At 41.8% G+C, this 17,671-nt stretch carries 19 protein-coding genes; 2 read left to right on the top strand and 17 right to left on the bottom strand.

What is annotated here, in order from left to right; translation table 11 throughout:
• Positions 1–112: 112 nt before the first annotated feature.
• Positions 113–964, bottom strand: a complete 852-nt coding sequence (locus tag ACSLBF_RS20420) for a LytTR family DNA-binding domain-containing protein (protein WP_440056471.1) — start codon at positions 962–964, stop codon at positions 113–115.
• Positions 965–1,228: 264 nt separating this feature from the next.
• Between ACSLBF_RS20420 and ACSLBF_RS20425 the strand changes: the two genes are divergently transcribed.
• A complete protein-coding gene (locus ACSLBF_RS20425) occupies positions 1,229–2,269 on the top strand; it encodes a hypothetical protein (protein WP_440056472.1) in 1,041 nt (346 codons plus the stop codon).
• Between the two features lie 673 nt (positions 2,270–2,942).
• Here the strand turns inward: ACSLBF_RS20425 and ACSLBF_RS20430 are convergent.
• From ACSLBF_RS20430 to ACSLBF_RS20505, 16 genes are all read right to left on the bottom strand, one after another.
• The gene (locus ACSLBF_RS20430; RefSeq protein ID WP_440056473.1) at positions 2,943–4,652 is read right to left on the bottom strand and encodes an alkaline phosphatase D family protein; all 1,710 of its coding nucleotides are present in this window, start codon (positions 4,650–4,652) and stop codon (positions 2,943–2,945) included.
• A 446-nt stretch (positions 4,653–5,098) separates the two neighbouring features.
• Complete coding sequence (locus ACSLBF_RS20435) at positions 5,099–5,512, bottom strand: hypothetical protein (protein WP_440056474.1); 414 nt, start codon at positions 5,510–5,512, stop codon at positions 5,099–5,101.
• Between the two features lie 160 nt (positions 5,513–5,672).
• On the bottom strand, positions 5,673–5,948 hold the full coding sequence (locus tag ACSLBF_RS20440; RefSeq protein WP_440056475.1) for an HU family DNA-binding protein: 276 nt from the start codon (positions 5,946–5,948) through the stop codon (positions 5,673–5,675).
• A gap of 151 nt (positions 5,949–6,099) precedes the next feature.
• Positions 6,100–6,627: a DUF2878 domain-containing protein gene (locus ACSLBF_RS20445; protein WP_440056476.1), complete on the bottom strand. Its 528-nt coding sequence runs from the start codon at positions 6,625–6,627 to the stop codon at positions 6,100–6,102.
• Positions 6,599–7,861: a class I SAM-dependent methyltransferase gene (locus ACSLBF_RS20450; protein ID WP_440056477.1), complete on the bottom strand. Its 1,263-nt coding sequence runs from the start codon at positions 7,859–7,861 to the stop codon at positions 6,599–6,601. The genes ACSLBF_RS20445 and ACSLBF_RS20450 overlap by 29 nt, the downstream gene beginning before the upstream one ends.
• A complete protein-coding gene (locus ACSLBF_RS20455) occupies positions 7,839–8,591 on the bottom strand; it encodes a DUF1365 domain-containing protein (protein WP_440056478.1) in 753 nt (250 codons plus the stop codon). The genes ACSLBF_RS20450 and ACSLBF_RS20455 overlap by 23 nt, the downstream gene beginning before the upstream one ends.
• The gene (locus ACSLBF_RS20460) at positions 8,588–9,841 is read right to left on the bottom strand and encodes an NAD(P)/FAD-dependent oxidoreductase (RefSeq protein WP_440056479.1); all 1,254 of its coding nucleotides are present in this window, start codon (positions 9,839–9,841) and stop codon (positions 8,588–8,590) included. The genes ACSLBF_RS20455 and ACSLBF_RS20460 overlap by 4 nt, the downstream gene beginning before the upstream one ends.
• Positions 9,838–10,548, bottom strand: a complete 711-nt coding sequence (locus tag ACSLBF_RS20465; RefSeq protein WP_440056480.1) for an SDR family NAD(P)-dependent oxidoreductase — start codon at positions 10,546–10,548, stop codon at positions 9,838–9,840. Before ACSLBF_RS20465 ends, ACSLBF_RS20460 begins: the two co-directional genes overlap by 4 nt.
• Positions 10,545–10,970: a nuclear transport factor 2 family protein gene (locus ACSLBF_RS20470; protein WP_440056481.1), complete on the bottom strand. Its 426-nt coding sequence runs from the start codon at positions 10,968–10,970 to the stop codon at positions 10,545–10,547. The genes ACSLBF_RS20465 and ACSLBF_RS20470 overlap by 4 nt, the downstream gene beginning before the upstream one ends.
• A gap of 2 nt (positions 10,971–10,972) precedes the next feature.
• Positions 10,973–12,352 (bottom strand): deoxyribodipyrimidine photo-lyase, encoded by a 1,380-nt coding sequence (phrB, locus tag ACSLBF_RS20475; RefSeq protein WP_440056482.1) that lies wholly within the window; start codon positions 12,350–12,352, stop codon positions 10,973–10,975.
• Positions 12,353–13,312: a YbgA family protein gene (locus ACSLBF_RS20480; protein ID WP_440056483.1), complete on the bottom strand. Its 960-nt coding sequence runs from the start codon at positions 13,310–13,312 to the stop codon at positions 12,353–12,355.
• Between the two features lie 18 nt (positions 13,313–13,330).
• Complete coding sequence (locus tag ACSLBF_RS20485) at positions 13,331–13,981, bottom strand: ChrR family anti-sigma-E factor (RefSeq protein ID WP_440056484.1); 651 nt, start codon at positions 13,979–13,981, stop codon at positions 13,331–13,333.
• On the bottom strand, positions 13,981–14,598 hold the full coding sequence (locus ACSLBF_RS20490; RefSeq protein ID WP_440056486.1) for a sigma-70 family RNA polymerase sigma factor: 618 nt from the start codon (positions 14,596–14,598) through the stop codon (positions 13,981–13,983). Before ACSLBF_RS20490 ends, ACSLBF_RS20485 begins: the two co-directional genes overlap by 1 nt.
• Before the next feature lie 57 nt (positions 14,599–14,655).
• Positions 14,656–15,231, bottom strand: a complete 576-nt coding sequence (locus ACSLBF_RS20495; protein ID WP_440056487.1) for an LON peptidase substrate-binding domain-containing protein — start codon at positions 15,229–15,231, stop codon at positions 14,656–14,658.
• A gap of 67 nt (positions 15,232–15,298) precedes the next feature.
• The gene (locus ACSLBF_RS20500; RefSeq protein ID WP_440056488.1) at positions 15,299–15,616 is read right to left on the bottom strand and encodes an MGMT family protein; all 318 of its coding nucleotides are present in this window, start codon (positions 15,614–15,616) and stop codon (positions 15,299–15,301) included.
• On the bottom strand, positions 15,585–16,490 hold the full coding sequence (locus ACSLBF_RS20505; RefSeq protein WP_440056489.1) for a LysR family transcriptional regulator: 906 nt from the start codon (positions 16,488–16,490) through the stop codon (positions 15,585–15,587). Before ACSLBF_RS20505 ends, ACSLBF_RS20500 begins: the two co-directional genes overlap by 32 nt.
• A gap of 100 nt (positions 16,491–16,590) precedes the next feature.
• Between ACSLBF_RS20505 and ACSLBF_RS20510 the strand changes: the two genes are divergently transcribed.
• Positions 16,591–17,670: an efflux RND transporter periplasmic adaptor subunit gene (locus tag ACSLBF_RS20510; RefSeq protein ID WP_440056490.1), complete on the top strand. Its 1,080-nt coding sequence runs from the start codon at positions 16,591–16,593 to the stop codon at positions 17,668–17,670.
• Position 17,671: the final 1 nt, after the last annotated feature.

Consider the following 17,671-nt stretch of genomic DNA (forward strand, 5'->3'; position numbering starts at 1 on the left):
GGATATAACCTCTGTATAGTAGCCTTAATTATTTGATACTCGTACTTTAAATTGGCATGTTTTTAGATTTTATATTGACACAAAGGTGACAGTCAGGTTGTGTTGTAATAGGTTAACTTACAGTCTCAAGTTCCATGACCGAAACCTTTTTCAACTGCCGCTTTACGTGCGCTTTACTGCGCTTGCTCAAGGGGATCTCGTTTCCTCTGGTTAAAGTCAGTATCGCAGCACCCGAAGGTAAGCTTTGTAGCGCAACGACCTTTTTTAGGTTAACAATATAACTGCGATGACACTGACAAAAGTCACTCGACAACTCATCCAACATTTGCTTAATACTTGTCCGCTTTAAAAACGTACCTTGCTCTGTTGTTATCTCAACATAATTTCCTGCTGATTGAATAAAAGCAATATCCTCTAAGTACAAAGTTACGGGGCGGCCTTTAAATTCGAGCTGAAGACTTCTATTGCTGCTTACCATCAAGTTGTTTATATTTTCTCTGTCATCATTAGTTTTACCATTAGCTAAACGCTGGTAGACAAACAAATACCAGTAAAGAACAACCACGGCACATATACCTATCTGCTTGGGCAAGAATAGAATAAACTGCTCAATTAACTCGGATTGATAATATTGATAGTCATAGGCGAGTTGCAAAGCCGCTGCGCTATTAACCAAAAATAGACAGAGCACTAAGGTCTTTTGTAAAAAAAGTTTTGATAATCGCCATGACGTTAGTTTGTACAGAAGCAGAGGAGCGAAAACATACCAAACTCCAGATAGCTTTAGCCACCACAGAATATGATCAATAAATTGTGTTTGCTGTTTGGCGACATAAATATAAAAAAAGATACTGTAAATAGTAATAAAAACAAAATATCCGGCACCAAATAGTGCCATATATTTCAGTGCAAGTTTTAACTCAGGAGTTATCTCCCGCCCTAGTAACTTAATCAGTTCAAACATTTTGCTAAAGAAATAACTTGTCCCTATACAGATGGTAACCTATTAAAATGCAGTTTTAAAATACTAAAGTCACTATTATGACTTTCAAGCTGTCCTTAGCACTATCGTCTGAATGAAGGAATTCCTGTTACGGTACAATCCACACCCATCATCCCAACTTCTTAGTCAATTCGAATGCAATTATGTCGGTTCTCAACTAACCTTTACTGTTGTAATATCAGCAATTACTAACATCGTAAGATGTGAATAGAGCAGGAGTTAGATTTGTTGCTTAAAGCCATCGCTATTCTATGTTTAATTATCACCTATCACACCGTTGCATTAGCCAATGTTGAAACACTACCACAGCGTTCCGCAAGCGATATTTTGCGAGAGGCGGAGGATTATATCATCGTGGAGGCGTCTCGGGCTCTTGAGCTATTGTCACAACCTTACGATTTGTCAACGCTCACAGCAGCTCAATCTGTCAGGTGGCATTTAACTAAGATGCGTGCTGCCATCGCAACTAATAAACTAACCGGAATAGAAAATGAGATTCAAGCGTTATTCAATTTAAAGCAGCACCAATACTTTCAGGATAATGCCATGGAAGCGTTTAGGATCTCTGGGATTGTATTACGTAAATTGGGCCATCTAAAGCGAGCACAACAAAGCTATCAGTGTGCGCTACTGCTTACCAACACAGATAAAGAACGCATTGGTCTATTGATCAATCAAGCTGTGCTGGCAAGGCATTTGGAAAACCATCCACAGGCAAAACTTTATTACAAGCAAGCTGAAACCCTAGCGCTCAGACTGAACAATAAAAGAGCCTTAGCCACAATTTATAACAACTTAGGTACATTAGAGTTGGATATGGGATACCTAGATAGAGCAGAAGAATATTACCGCAATGCGCTCAGCGGCTTTCAAGAAACTAACAAGCGTTCTGGCATCATCACTGCAGGAACCAATTTGCTATTGATTTTTAGTATTCAAAAAAACACCTTGAACTTTCAAAGATTAATTGGCCCCATGACGACATACATCGAAAACTACCCCGATAGCACCAAAAAGGCGTTGTTAACATGGCTTGTCGCTGCAAACAACGTAAATAAAGGTGAAGTCATTGATGAGAAAACGAAAGGCGTGTTAATCAACGGGTTTCATCAGTTGGAAACTTTAAAACTTCAAGCCTTAGTGAACAATTATCTCGCCCCGAAATTTGACTTGAGCTTTGAAATTTCTGCCACTCCACAGCGTTTAACTCCGCCAGATTTAGTTTGGTTCCACAAACTTGAGCGCTGTTTTGATATTGTTAATTGAGTCATCCTAACCTTTTGAATAAAAAAATGTTGGTGATACTGCGCACCAACATTTGAATGACACATCCCTGTTTTAGTGAAACATAATAATTTGAAATGAAGAGCATCGACTCATCTTAGAAACTCCAAGCAGTTCCCAGTGTGAGCGACTTGACCTTGTCATGTCTTGGATAGCTTTACCTCGCTAAGGTCAGTAATTAGCTACCTCTGTTATAGTTGCTTATGTTGGAGGCTTTCTAGATATCGTCATTTAACTCACCTTTTCATGTTGTATCTTGCATTATGCAAGGTGCAGTCTTAAATAAAGAATGCAAACATACCTTACATATAATGAAAAAGCTTATCCATTACAGCTTCTTACACAAAAATACATGCATTAAAAAGAATACTAAATTACGCAAATATCTTGATACTCTTTTAGATAACAATCACTAAGAAAATTAATATGCTTTATTTCATTAGGTTAAATTTCAAACAATCAAAATCGATTTAATAGCGTTTTATTTTTATCAATATTGCATTTTGAAATTATGAATATTCCGAGCATTGATAAAAAATCTATGTTATTTAACTTAGTGGTTACTAACTTTTACTGCAATTACAATTTGTATGATGTGTTCTCTTCAGTACCCGTAAAAAGCCCCTCGCCAAAACAAGGGACTTTTTCGCAGTCACTAGTATTTGGCGACTAGTTCAAGCTGTTTGGTTCCTGTTTCAAAACGTTCCTGGTGAACGTTATCTACAAAATACCATTGGCTATCTACCTTCTCTTTACTGAAAGTAAGCGTCAAATACCCTCGTTGATAGAGGTTGGCATAATCTAAATCATCCACCAATATGGTAAGTGCCTGTGCAAACTTCTGGCATTGCTCAGGCGTTAACTTAAGGTATGACTCTAATCCAGGTGAGCTTACCGACGCGGTTGCGTATTCATAACCACACACTTCGCCTTGTGTATCGCACAACTTACCTGCCCACGCGTTATGGGTATCCCCTGCAACTACCACCAAATTTTTGCCAGCAGCCTTCGCTGTTTTTAAGATCACTTCGCGCTCTATTGGATAACCATCCCAAGCGTCTAGATTGTATGGCGCTACCGTGGTAACACGTGCTAATTCAGCTTGACTCAAACTCGTGTCTTGTTGCTTAGCCCGTACCTTTAATTCTGTCAACTGAGTAATAGATGAAACAACATCTGTTGACGGGTTCGCCAATGCGGCAAGTAACTCTGCAGGTATCGTCATTTTAGTCATTAAAACTTGTTGACCAATAACTTGCCATTTTGATCCTGAAGTTTTGATATTATCGGTCAGCCATGTTAATTGGTTGGTGCCTAACAATTGTTGCTCTGTCGATAGCAAATCGTTTTGGAAATTCAGTAAGTCTACTTGCCCAGTCTGCGCGTCGATATAGTTAGCGTAGTTTAACGCTTTCGCTCGGCCTTCATGCCGTGTATCAAGCATATAAAGCGAAATCAAATCACCAAAGTCAAAGCGACGATATAGACTTTCCATCTGATCTTTTACCATAGGGCGAATTGGCATCCACTCGTAGTACGCCTGCAAGGCGGCCATTTTACGAGCAGAAAAGTCCCCCTCACCTAAGTTGTGGTTTTCAGCTCCATCAACATAAGTATCATTACACACCTCATGGTCATCCCAAACAGCGATAAATGGCACATTTCCATGGAGTGCTTGAAGGTTTAGATCAGAACGATATTTTGCATATCGAAGACGATAATCCTCAAGAGTCAGTAGTTCTTTATCGTTACCTGTATCGAGGGTTCGACCCATTTCTGCCGCTTTTTCAGTAGCATAACCACCCATGCCATATTCATAGATGTAATCACCTAAATGAAGTACAGCATCTAGGTCGTTGCGTTTCGCTGCTTCTGCATAAACATGGAAATATCCGGCGGGGTAATTTGCACAAGACATCACTGCGAGTTTTACTTGTTCAACGTCATTAATCGGCAGTGTTTTGCATTTGCCTATTGGTGATTGCGCTGTTGTAGTAGCGAATCGATAATAGTACTTTTTATTTGCAGCTAAACCGGTTAGGTCAACTTTTACCGTATAATCATTCTTTGCCAGAGCGACCAACTGTTTGCTGTGAGATAAAACTCCAAATTCTTGATCTTCAGAAACTTGCAGAGTGACATCTACCGATGCTGGTAGACCTTCTGGTGTTACTCGGGTCCACAGAATAATGCGATCAGCAAGTGGGTCACCACTTGCTACACCATGGTTAAAGTCAACACTGAAATCGTTTTGAGCAACCTTGCTATCATCACTTGAGCAACCCGCTAATGAGATAGTGATTGTTGCTGCTCCAACTCCCATCAAAGCACTTTTTATAAAATCTCGGCGTGTAAAACCTGCCATGTTAAAATCCTTCGCAATTAATTAGGCAGCTAGAAATAGTTTGATACGCGTTTACGTTGAATTTCGAAGGCATGAAGTAAATAGTATAAAATCTATAATACTATTGGCGTTCATATAATAATTATGCACAATTTAAGCGAACCACTATCGAGGAGATAAAATCTTATCTATAAATTAAGCGAACTTATATATGAGCCTTGCTAATCGCTGATTTATTCTCTCAAATCGAACACCTATAAAGGCGCTAAAGTATTATTCCCGTAACTGCTTCACATCGTAAGACGAATAGATATTTTCTAGCTGTATTTTACTGTTTCGGGGGACAAGCTTAAGGCAGCTATATGACAGTTTCACGACTTGATTATGACGATTGAGTAGAAGCTCTAGCGACTTTGCTTGAGGTGATTTTCTTATTTCAGATACTTAGGATCACACCTAAGCTTGTCTCAGTGCTGGCGTAAGCGTGATAACACAGAGTCCTTAGCCTCTTCGAGTGTGTCAAACAGAACGTCTTCAAATGGCTCTGGTAGCCCTAATTCGGCGCGCATTTTTTTGGTTTGATCTTTCGCTATCGCAGAATCAAGTACGTACGCAGCTGCGACACAACCCGATGCAATAGAGTCTTTAGCCGACTGCACCAACATCTTGTAAGCTCCAGGTGTGGCAGCTTTCGCTTGGTTTGAGTAACTCACATAAACCCATTTATCAGTTTTAAACTCCGCCAAACATTTACTCAAACTCTCGTTGAGGAAATAGATTAGAGTTTCGTTTATATTTCCTTCAAAGGAGCTGATGATCATTGGCTCTTCTGCCCATACGGTCAACTTCCCCGATTGAGCTTTAAGTTGGTACTTCGTCATTTAAATCGATTCTTAGCAAGAACAACAGCAATGTAGCCATTAATAATAAAAGTTTGCAATATAAGCCTGTGGAAAGCTAATCACCGAGGCCAAACTTTAAGGCATAATCAGATACTAAAAAACCTCCATAAAAGGAGGTTTTCAAATTCAATGCTAAAGATTAAGGGTTAACTTGATCTTTTAGGCCTTTACCTGCTTTGAAAGTAGGGATATTTGCCGCAGCGATTTGGATTTCAGCACCTGTTTGTGGGTTACGGCCTGTGCGCGCTGCACGCTCTTTTACAGAGAAAGTACCGAAACCAACTAGAGCAACTGAACCACCGTCTTTAAGCGTGTTAGTTACTGCACCTGTGAATGCTTCTAAAGCGCGAGCTGCCGCTGCTTTTGAAATCTCTGCGTCTGCCGCCATCTTTTCAACTAGTTGAGCTTTATTCATTATTAGATTCCTATAACTTTATAATATGCCTAAGCAAAACCTATGTTTATGCATTTTGCTTCTTTGTGCAACCCCAAATTCCACTATTTCGTCGAATTAATTATTATTTTTTGACCTTAAGGGTAGTAACAACGGTTGCCCTGACAAAAAACTAGCAATTTGGCTGGCGTTTGGCAAGCCTTGTTCCATGCAATAAGCGGTTTAGACGCGTTATGACGTAAAATGACACAGCCCAAAGTAACCCATACATAAACCAAAATTGAACCCAATTCACGTGTACTTCCAAGATGTCATTTTGAGCAGCAGCGAAGTAACTCGGTGGTGCACAAATCGCAAATAACGGGATCAGCACCCAAGCCTTAAGATGCAAGAGCCTACTCAACGCATTGTTGATAGTTAGTACCAAGGCCATCCACAGCACTAGTAGCCAAAGCGGTATCAGCTGCTCCCCCGAGTAGCTTAGAAGTCCTAGCTGAGTTGCTAGGTACTCAGTGGTTATACCAATCGCCGCTCCTAACACCATCAACAACCCGTTCAGGCGCCGATTTTGATGACTCCAGAGCATAAAAGCACAGCCCGCTATCATAATCGGTAAGGCATCAGACTGAAGGAAGAACGCCGAAAACCAAATTAGTTGGAACACTAAGGCATTAGTAATCCAATGTTTTAATACAGTCATGAGACTGATACCTCGGTTTTCTAGCGACTAGGTGCACCGCACTAGTAGCACGAGTCCTAAATGCCCCTTCGCAATAACACAGATAGAACTCCCACAACCTATAAAAACGTTCATCAAAGCGCTTTGAATCCAGCGATGGCCACGCTTTCTCAAACCGGACTCGCCAATCATACAAGGTCTTTGCGTAATGTGCGCCAATGTCGTCAAGTGCATGGACAACCATATCGGTTTTTTCATTCACTTGCTTGGTCATCTCGGTAATGGAAGGTAAGCAACCTCCTGGAAAGATATATTGCTGAATAAAATCAGATTCCTTTAGATAGTGCTCGTAACGTTGGCAGGCGATGGTAATGGCTTGAATTAACATCGCTCCCGTGGGCTTTAGTAAACTACTGCATTTTTCGAAAAAGCCTGGTAGAAATTTATGTCCTACCGCTTCTATCATTTCAATCGACACTAGCTTGTCATAGGTCCCTGTTAAATCACGGTAATCACTTTTTAATAACGTAATTTGCGACGCTAGGTTTTCCTTTTCTATCAGCTCGCTTACATAAGCATATTGTTCTTCTGAAATCGTCGTGGTGGTAACGTGACAACCGTAGTTTTTAGCAGCGTATACCGCAAATGCCCCCCAACCAGTACCGATCTCTATAACACGATCTGAAGCGCGCAAATCCACTCGTTCGCATATCGCTTTTAATTTGTACTGTTGTGCCTCCTCTAAAGATGCGTTCGGAGTGGGATAAACTGCACTAGAATAAAGCATCTCTTCGCTCAAAAATGACGAATAAAGATCGTTTCCCAAATCATAATGTGCAGCGATGTTTTTCTTGGAGCCCTGCTTGGTATTTTTGTTGCGCCAATGTTTTAGCTTGTTTGCGACTCCCGTGAACAAAGCAAACTTGTTCTCAAACGCATCTAGCTGCTTCTGATTAACCGCAAATATCTCAATTAGCTTGGTTAAGTTAGACGCTGACCAGTGTCCTAGAATGTATGATTCACCCGCACCGATACTGCCGCCGGTTGCAAAATACTTGTACATTTCAACACTGTGTACTTTGATTTCTACCGCTTCTTTGGTGTTCTTTTCACCAAATCGGTATGCATTATTATCTTCAATCAGTTTAATAGCACCCCACTCAAGGGTGTTCAAAGCACCAAATACAAGCTTTCTATAAAACTTGTCCATAAAGGACAAAGAAGTGGTTTGATCATATGTCGTTGTGTTTTCCATCGTGTACGCTTCCAGGATGTCCAATAAATGGGACTTTCTTCAAGAACAGTTTCAGTGCTTGCCAATATATACCTTTAACAATGCTCAAAGTCATAACAGGAAAAGACCTCAACAACCCTGCCAGTGACTGGTGAGTTAACGGTATTTTTTTTAATGCTAAAGTAGCATCAAACACCAACTGCTCTGCTCGTTTATTCGCAATATGAATAACAGCTCGACTACCAGGTGGAATGATTTTCCAATGGTAATTCATATCCATATCCATAAACGGTGATACGTGAAAGTCCTTCTTAAAGTTCACATTTTGTTTAAGTTCTACTAGATAACAGTGTTTTTCATTCCATGGGGTGTTGCTCACTTCTGCTACCACATGGGTGAAGACGTTTGTCTCAGGATCTTTGAAAAAAAAGAAGTTTACCGGGCTGAAATAAATCCCCAAACACCGTATTTGCCCCATAAAGTAAACGTTAAATCCCTCGCAGGGATGTCCTAATTTGGCGCTGGTTGAAAGCGCTCTCTGTTGCAGACAACCGGTTTCATGCTGTAAATAATCACCCTGCTCGAAGCGCAGCGCTCGAAACCCTTTAGTACCAAATAAACGAGATTGATGGTCGAACTTAGCTATTTCATTTAAATCTAGCCACATCATATACATAGGATAAGAAAATGCATGTTCTGCAGTTTCATAGCGTCTATGTCGAACGCGACCAATCAAAATCGCACTGTTCAAAATTCGACTCCGAGTTGCTTGGCAACATCAACCGCACTCTTCACACCATCTTCGTGAAAGCCATTAAACCAATAAGCGCCGCAAAAATAGCTATGATGCTCACCATCAATCTCATGCTTTCGCTTTTGCGCTGCAATACTCAATGTGTTGAAAACTGGGTGATGATAAGTAAAGCGACGAAGCACTTTGTCCTCGTCAATGCCTTGGTCATGATTCAAGGTGACACAATATTGATGCTTGGCATTTAACCCTTGCAAGATATTCATTTGGTAGGTAACAACAGCGGCTTTTTCCGTGGCATCATTGAGCAAATAATTCCAGCTGGCCCACGCTGCGGTTCTTTTTGGCAACAACGATGTGTCGGTATGCAATACCACTGAGTTCGCGGTGTAAGGTATTGCGCCAAGAATTGTCTGCTCTTTTTCACTTGGGTCATCTATCAGTGCCAACGCCTGATCGCTGTGACATGCAAATACAACTTTATCGAATGCTTGCTGTTCACCGTTTTGATGATTTACGACGACACCAGATTCGGTTCTGTGCACTGAAGTGATTTGAGCATTAAGCACTATATGGTCCTTAAATTGCTCAACCAAAGGGGCGATATATTCCCTAGAACCTCCAGGAATAACGTACCACTGAGGACGATTGGTTATATCCAACAGGCCGTGATTATAAAAAAAGCGTACGAAAAAGCGAGATTCAAAGTCAGCCATTTCACGAATACTCGTGCTCCAAATAGCGGCCCCCATTGGCAAAATGTAGTGCATTTTGAAAAAGTCGTTAAAGTCATGCAGCTCGAGAAGCTCGCCAAGTGTCTCACACTGACTGAAGTCGTCACTGTCAAATAACGCTTTGCAAATCTTATTGAAACGCACAATGTCGTACAATAAGCGCCAAAATCTTGGTCTCAGGACATTTCGTTTCTGTGCAAACAAGGTCATTAAGGTATGACCATTGTATTCGAATTGCGTCTTGGTGTTGTGGACACTAAAACTCATCTGTGTTTCTTGTCGACCAACACCAATTTCTGCAAGTAGCTTTTCAAACTTAGGGTACGTTCTGTCGTTGAATACGATAAACCCAGTGTCTATGGCCAGCCGTTCGCCTTGATGCTCAATATCAATCGTCGCGGTATGACCGCCAATGTAGTCATTCTTTTCAAACACCGTGACCTGATATTTTTTACTCAACAAGTAGGCAGCTGTCATTCCAGACACACCACTGCCAATAATCGCTATTTTTTTCAACTTGCTATCCTTTTGGCTATGGGTAACCACATTGAGAATGGCAATAACCCCAGTAATTTTAAAATATAGGTGAAGCGCCGTGGAAAGTGGATTTCGGCCTTTCTTTTCTCTAATCCTTTTTCAATCTCTGACACAGCTTGTTCAACACTAACAATGCATGGCATCGGGAAGTCGTTTTTATCTGTGAGTGGCGTTTCAACAAACCCAGGATGAACAACGGTCACCCCTATGTCATTCAACGTAGCGGTTAAGGTCCGTGCCAAATAGGTAATAGCAGCTTTCGAAGCACCATATGCTTCTGCCCTTGGTAACGGCAAGTAAACGCTACTAGAACTGACAATACACAATTGGCCGCCGGGCTTTATTTTTGGCAACAAGTGCTCTAGACAGTAGCCAATTGAAATGAGATTAACCTGCATGACGCGTTCAAACAGTTTGCCGTCAAATTGATTTGGGTTATCAATATATTCGCAGCCGCCCGCATTAAGGATGACTAAATCTAGAGGTTGTAACTCGGCAAAGTTGCTTGCAATTGCATCAGAATCAGTCACATCAAATGCTTTAGCCACAACACCGTGTTCTTTCGATAGTTGCTGCAACACCTCAGAATTACGGCCACATGCAATAACCTGATGATTAGCTGAATACCGTTTAGCTAGCCCCAATCCTATACCCGAGGTTGCGCCTGTGATCAGTACTCGTTTCATGATGCCGCCCTTTTTTCTACAAATTTGACCAAAGTGCCAAGCACCGGAATATGACGATAGAGCATTTGCGCAGTATCAAAGTAGTCGCGATGATGAACTACATAGTCCTGCCGAAACTGCAACACACTGTGTCCATCAACTGAAACCTCTTTACCGCCATTGAGTTTCGGGTGACGAAACCGCATCGTCCAATACAAAAAACTCATTTCGTCAGCGGAGTATGACCTGTCGACTGCAAATGTGACTGAACCTACATTTTCATAAAGCTTTTTGAAGTACTCGGTTAATTGTTCGAGTCCGTCAATACGGTGCATCGGGTCCACGAACTCAATGTCTGAGCTATATATCTGCTGTAATTTGTCTAAATTATGTTTGTCGATTTCATTGTATAAAGAAACAAATCGTTCGATTCTCGCGTCCATAATTATGCCTTAAATGCATCAAGCGCTCTGGCTCTTGCAAGTTTGTGGTCAACCAATGGACCAGCGTATTGTCCTTTTCCGTATACGGCTAAATAATCATGCGGAAAATGAATATACTTAGCTGGAACATCCTTTAATTCAGGCACATATATACGAATAAAACTACCGTCGGGATCAAACTTTTCGCTTTGAGTTATCGGGTTAAAGATCCTAAAGTAGGGTTGCGCGTCACATCCTGTACTGGCAGCCCACTGCCATCCGCCGTTATTGCTTGCTAAGTCGCCGTCTAACAATTTAGACATAAAATAAGCCTCGCCTTGACGCCAATCTATCAGCAAGTGCTTGGTTAAAAAGCTAGCAACTATCATTCGCAACCGATTATGCATCCAGCCAGTTTTATTTAACTGGCGCATCGCAGCATCAACAATGGGATAACCGGTTTGGCCGTCACACCAAGCTTGAAATTGTTGTTGGTCATCTCGCCACGCCACAAAATCGTACTTCTGGTTGAAATTAAATCCTTTGCATAGTTTGGGGTAAGCAACAATAAGATGCCGATAAAACTCGCGCCAGATAATTTCGTTAACCCAACAGAACTCTGGTTTGCTTGGCTGCTCTAACACTTCCGGATAGTGCAGTTGAATTTCTGCCAGCAATTGCTTTGGTGACACAATGCCAAGGGCTAAATAAGGACTCAGGCCAGATGTTCCTTTTATAGCAGGGAAATCTCGATACTGTTGATAATCACAGAGCTTGTTATTTATGAATTTGCTCACGATATCTACGATATGTGGATCCTCAACCGGCCACTTTTCAGACTCACCTGTGTACTTAAACCAAGTGGGAGCAGCCCATGTGGTTGGCTGCTCCTGATTTAGCGGCCAATTTGCAACGGTAAAGGACTGTCCTACAAAGTGTTTTAACCATGCCTTTTTAAATGGCGTAAATACACGAAACATATCACCACTAGCCGTAACAACTGTGCCCGGCTTTGCTATGAGATCTCCATCATACAATTTCAAGTTAACGATGTTTTCGCATGCTTTATCTCTGGCGACTTCGTTGACCTCGTATTCTTTGTTCGCATATAACGCTGAGATTTGGTGGGTTGTACAAAACTGTTTGAGCAATTCGGGGATAGCCGCAAAATCTCCAGCATCGATTATATGCAGACACACACCATACTCAGCCAGCATATTGCCAAGCTCGATGAGGCGACGCTCCAGTAAGTCGATTTGGATCGATGCCGATCCATGCTGTTGCCATTGTTTATCACAATAAAAAAACAGCGCATCTCGTGCGCCGTTGTTTACTGCTTCTATTAGTGCTTCGTTACCAAAGATCCTAAGATCTCTGCGAAACCAAAAAGCGGAGTTTGTCATTTAAATACCAAACCTGAGTCTCAATTCGTTGGGATAAGGATCAAAGTAAACCTGTTGTTCTAAATAGTCTTTTGGATGCACTGTCAGGTGATGTTTCAATAACGTAAGTGGCACATATAGTGGCACAATACCCGTTCTATATTCGTCTATCGCCTTGCAAAGCTCTTGTTTCTCTACACTTGTGAGCTCATTTTTAAAATACCCCTGCAGATGTGCTAACGTGTTGGCTTGGTTCTTTCTTGACGCAGGCTTGCTTAACGCTTTCATCAGTCCATGAATGTACTGTGATTTGAGCTCGTCAAGCGACTGGGACTTGCCGTCCGCCAGTAATCTCCCCAAATCTTTATACGCTTGGTAGTTATGGCTCATCAGCAAATATTTGTGCTTTGCGTGAAACGACGTTAACTCGTGCAAGCCAATCTCGCTGTTACAATTCAGCTCCTGCCAGCTTTTAAAAACATACACACGCATGACGAAGTTTTCACGCAGGTGCATGTCATTTAATCTGCCATTCTCTTCACACGGCAACAGTGGATTGTGCTTCATGATTTGCTGCGCGAAGATGCCGATGCCTTCTGATGTGTTGCCAGTTCCTTCCTCGTTATATATTTTTACCCGCTCCATACCGCAGCTCGGGCTTTTGGCACAAAAAACGAACCCTGATAATTCTTGAGCCTGCTGTAAAGCGACAGTTTTACCGTATTCGGTTAGTTGTGGCGCCACATCATTGCTGCCATCGGGACGACATACTTTAATGGTGTCTCCCACTCTGACCTGACGAATTGTAGGTCGTGGAATGGGTAAACCAACCGCGACTTCTGGGCAAAACCTTACATACTCAACATGGTTTGCAAATTCGTCCATGCAAAAATTTGAACGCTTGTGGCCTTTGTCAAACCTAACCTTGTCTCCGGCCAGACAAGCGCTGATGCCAATTTTTATTGGTGATGAAAATTCCACAGAATTTAAAGCCTCAGTTTAATAAATCAATTTACCGATTGGATTGAGTAACTTACTAATCCCTTTATTAAAATGTAGCGGACTATTAGCAACAGTAAAACACAAACAACCTTCTTTTGTTCTCGGCGAATGATTATGCCTACCATCCTGCCAGATAAAATCTCCCGGTACATAATGGCCGGATTCATCTTCAAATTCGCCGTCTAGTAGCAGTGTTAACTCAAAGCCAGTGTGAGTATGTTCAGGGATCTCACCGCCAGGGCCTATCTGTAACAAACTACTGCGATACTCACCGTCTTCAAGCATTAATCGTGAACGTGCAATTTTACCGACCTGTGTAAAGTTACTGCGATCCGTGTTAGCAATGGCTCTTGGCAGGCACAAGCTTTTGCCTTGGTATTCAAACTTGGGTTGAATGTATTCGGACACTTCATCTACATCATCGCAGAGCGTGATATTTTGCATCATTGCTTCTAAATCTGAGTCGACGTATATTTCTGCGTCACCTCCGAGATGAACAGCTGCTTCTTTAGATTCCAAATCAGCCGCTAGTTGCTGGCAATGTGGACACATTTCAACATGCGCAGCAACAGCAATACTAAGGCCTGCTGGCAAAGTACCTTCAACAAATTGATTTAACAGTTCGGTTTGTGGGTGATGTTTAATCATTACTGCTCTCCCATCTGTGAACGGAGTTTTTGTAGCGCTAGTCTCAATCTTGACTTGACCGTGCCTACGGGTATATCTAATTGCTCTGCCAACTGCTCTTGCGACATCTCCTGAAAGTACACGCCCTTAACCACATCACGCTGTGCTGCGGGAAGTTTATTAATGTACTTTTGAATCTGCGCGTTTTGGAGATGGTCTTTAAAATCTTCATCAGTGGCTTGGCTGTCTTGTAAAATCGGCCAAATGTCTTCACTGATATGCTCTTCCTTGTTGGTTTTCATCTTCCGTAACGTATCGAAAGACGCGTTACGCATTACCGTATACACCCAAGTGGTCGCAGCGCCTTTGTCACTGTGATAAAGGTGTGCCTTACGCCAAACCGAGGTTAAGGTATCTTGTACCAATTCCATGGCTAGCGCTTCATTGCCAAATTGCTTCACACCGAAGCGCTTTATCTTGGGCGCGAAATACTCAAACAAGTACGCAAAAGCGCGCTTATCTCGGTTTTCGGCCACCTTGATCAGTGCTTCTGACAAAGCTTTAGTTGGGGTTTCTTGCATCCCGCCTTGACTTCCTGTTTTTTGATAGCAGTCAGTTGCTTGCTGCTGAGTAATCATTGTGGTTCCCCTAAACTACATTGATTTTATGCTATACGTAAGCGTTGTTTTCTGCGATCACTCATTTTCTTCAAAAACGGTATGTAAAAACTCGGCTACCTGCGAAAACTTGGTTGCCGATCTTACTTTTTCCTTTTGTTTGGTAGATATTGGTAACAGTTCTAACCAACGAGAAGTCACCCATAACGCATCGCTGTAATGCTTCTCTCTATACAAATCATCCAAAATAGGATTAGAAAGAAACACAAGTTCTAATCGATTAGCCAGATCGTCATCTAATAAAGTCAAGTCATCGTCACAGTATTGCCAAGGCGGGTCGTTAATGATTACGTACTCACCATGTCGCAAGTTTTCTGCGTTCACATCAACATCACCAATAACGACAAGATGTTTGGCGTAAACGTCAATCAACAATTGAGCATTTTCGTCCTGAGAGAAATCAATAATTTCAACCAGTACACCCTCGCGAGGAACGTTATGTGGAGCGGTGTCGCTATAAGTACACAAAATAAAACAACGATCGCCTTTCATAGCGTCAGTCACCATTTTCAGGTATCGCTGCTCAAAAATTTTTAATCTTGTGTACCCGCCAGGTAAAAGAAAAACGGGTAGCGGAAAAATTGCTGCTCTCATAAACTCGTCGTAATTGCCAGAACTTGCTAGTCTTTACGCACGGACCGATAATCTAGATCAGCATTTTCTATATCCAGAAATTTTCTTTTCTTACTCTATTAGCTTTATCAAAGATAACGCCTTCTTGTTCTAGCAAAGATTTTTGCTGGATAAATTTGGCAGAATTTTCAGCAAATGAAATTTTGCGCTGACTGTTAATCACCCGAAACCAAGGTAAAGTCGAATCACTTGGAAGTGTCTTCAATAACTGTCCTACCTTGCGTGCGTGCTTTGGGTAGCCAGCTAATTTAGCCACTTGGCCATAAGCCAGCACTTTACCAGCAGGAATGCCTCCAATTACGGTGTAAACGCGTTCAGCAAGTTGCTGCATTATATTGGTACTCATCACTTAATCGCTTAAATTGTTGCCATAGATATCTTGCTACCGGGCCATGATGGCGTTTATGTTGTCGAAATACATGAATTTCAGCGGTAAATTCATCACGTCTGTCCTTGACTTTGACTTGCTGTAGTTGGCCACTCGCCAGTTCGTCCTCACATAAGTTCAGCGCGATTAGCGCGCATCCCATACCGCTGAGCAAGTAACGTTTAATTGAAGCGACATCATCTAATTTCATCGTATTGGTACTGTTCGTGTATGACAACCTTTCACTGTCAAATTTGAACTCGCTTTCCACCATCGCAAGTGACGGATAATCTGCAAGTTCTTCAAAGTACACCTCTTTGGGCATAAAACCTGGTTTTGAAACTAGGCCTAATTTTAGGTCACCAATCGGCAACGACTCTAAATTACCCATAGAATGAAATAAGTCAAACCATGGTCCGATACCTAGACCTGCAATACCCTGATTCACTTGCTCTAAAGAGACAAAACGCTTACCACTTGTAATGGTCATTTCTGTGGCTGGAAACGACTTAAAAGTGTCGGCGATAATTGCATCAAAGCTCGGATGGTAGCAAACCGGTTCGTAACATATTTTGTATTTTGGCTCGTTCCCTTCAGCAAACTCTTTAGCTAGCAAAGATAGGTCACGATGATGTTCTAATAGTTGTTCTGCTTGAAAGTAAAATCGCCGCCCCTGTTCGGTAAGCTCAATACGATATTTATCGCGAGTGAACAGCGCAAAACCGAGGCTTTGTTCTAGTCTTTTAATTGTTTGTGTTACTGCCGGCTGGGTTTTGTGTAACTGCATTGCAGCGCTGGCAAGGCTTTGCGCTTCAACCACGACACGAAATACGTAGAGTTCTGAAATTTTCATAAATAAATATTATTAAGATAAGAAGATTTTATAATTTTTATTTTATAGCTATTTCCATTATTCTGCATCCCATCATTGGCATAAGTTCATGGAGAATAACATGTTACGAGTTTTTTCGATTTTGCTGCTAGCAACTGCGCTTGGTGGTTGTGAAAAGCAAGCAGAGCAAAATAATCAGCCAGATCCAATTAGGCCAGTAAAACTTCATCAGGTAACAGACCCCAGTGCCACCACAATGCGCAGCTTTCCAGCTGAGGTGGTCGCCAATCAAGGATCGTATATCGCATTCAGAGTGAATGGTGAACTGATCGAATTCCCAGTGCTAGCAGGGCAAGAAGTGGAAAAAGGTCAGCTTTTGGCCAAATTAGACCCAGAGGACTTTGAATTGCAATATGAGCAGCGTAAAGCGCAATTCGAACTTGCCAAAGCGCAACTCTCTCGTGTTGAACCTTTATTTGAAAAAGGTATCGCAACTAAAGCAGAATTTGACAAAGCGTTAGCCGACAAACAAGTTGCAGAATCAGCCTTTAAAATTGCTAAGACCAATCTTGAGTACAGTGAACTGCGAGCGCCATTTAGCGGCACTGTGGCAAAAGTGTTTGTGAAAAACTTCGAAAATATCGCTGCCAAGCAAAATATTCTTCGCTTAGAAACCAGAGATATGATGGATGTGGTCATCCACGTCCCAGAAAAACTTGTAGCACGTGTGGATAAAGATTCCGACTATCAACCAACCGTGGTGTTTGATAGTTATCCGCATAAATCATATTCACTTACAGTTAAAGAGTGGGACACACAGGCCGATCCTACCACCCTTTCTTATAAGGTCGTGTTTACGCTCCCAATCCCCAAAGACTTTAATTTATTGGCAGGTATGACCGGCCATGTCTACATCGATTCTAGTAAAATTACCCAAGATGGCGTGATCAATATCGTTATTCCTAATCAAGCTGTTTTTTCTGACAAAACGCAACAGACTCAGGGGAATAGTTATGTTTGGGTGTTTGATGAGACACAACAAACAGTGTCTAAGCAGGCGGTGAAAGTTGGCCCACTTCGTCACGATGGCATTGAAATTCTTGCTGGTTTGCAGCCGGGTCAAAAAGTTGTTGCAGCCGGTGTTCATTACCTCAAAGAAGGCGCAAAAGTTAGACCTTGGACCAAAGAAAGAGGCTTATAAT

The sequence above is a fragment of the Pseudoalteromonas sp. T1lg65 genome, assembly GCF_051930985.1.
Classification (GTDB): Bacteria; Pseudomonadota; Gammaproteobacteria; order Enterobacterales; family Alteromonadaceae; genus Pseudoalteromonas.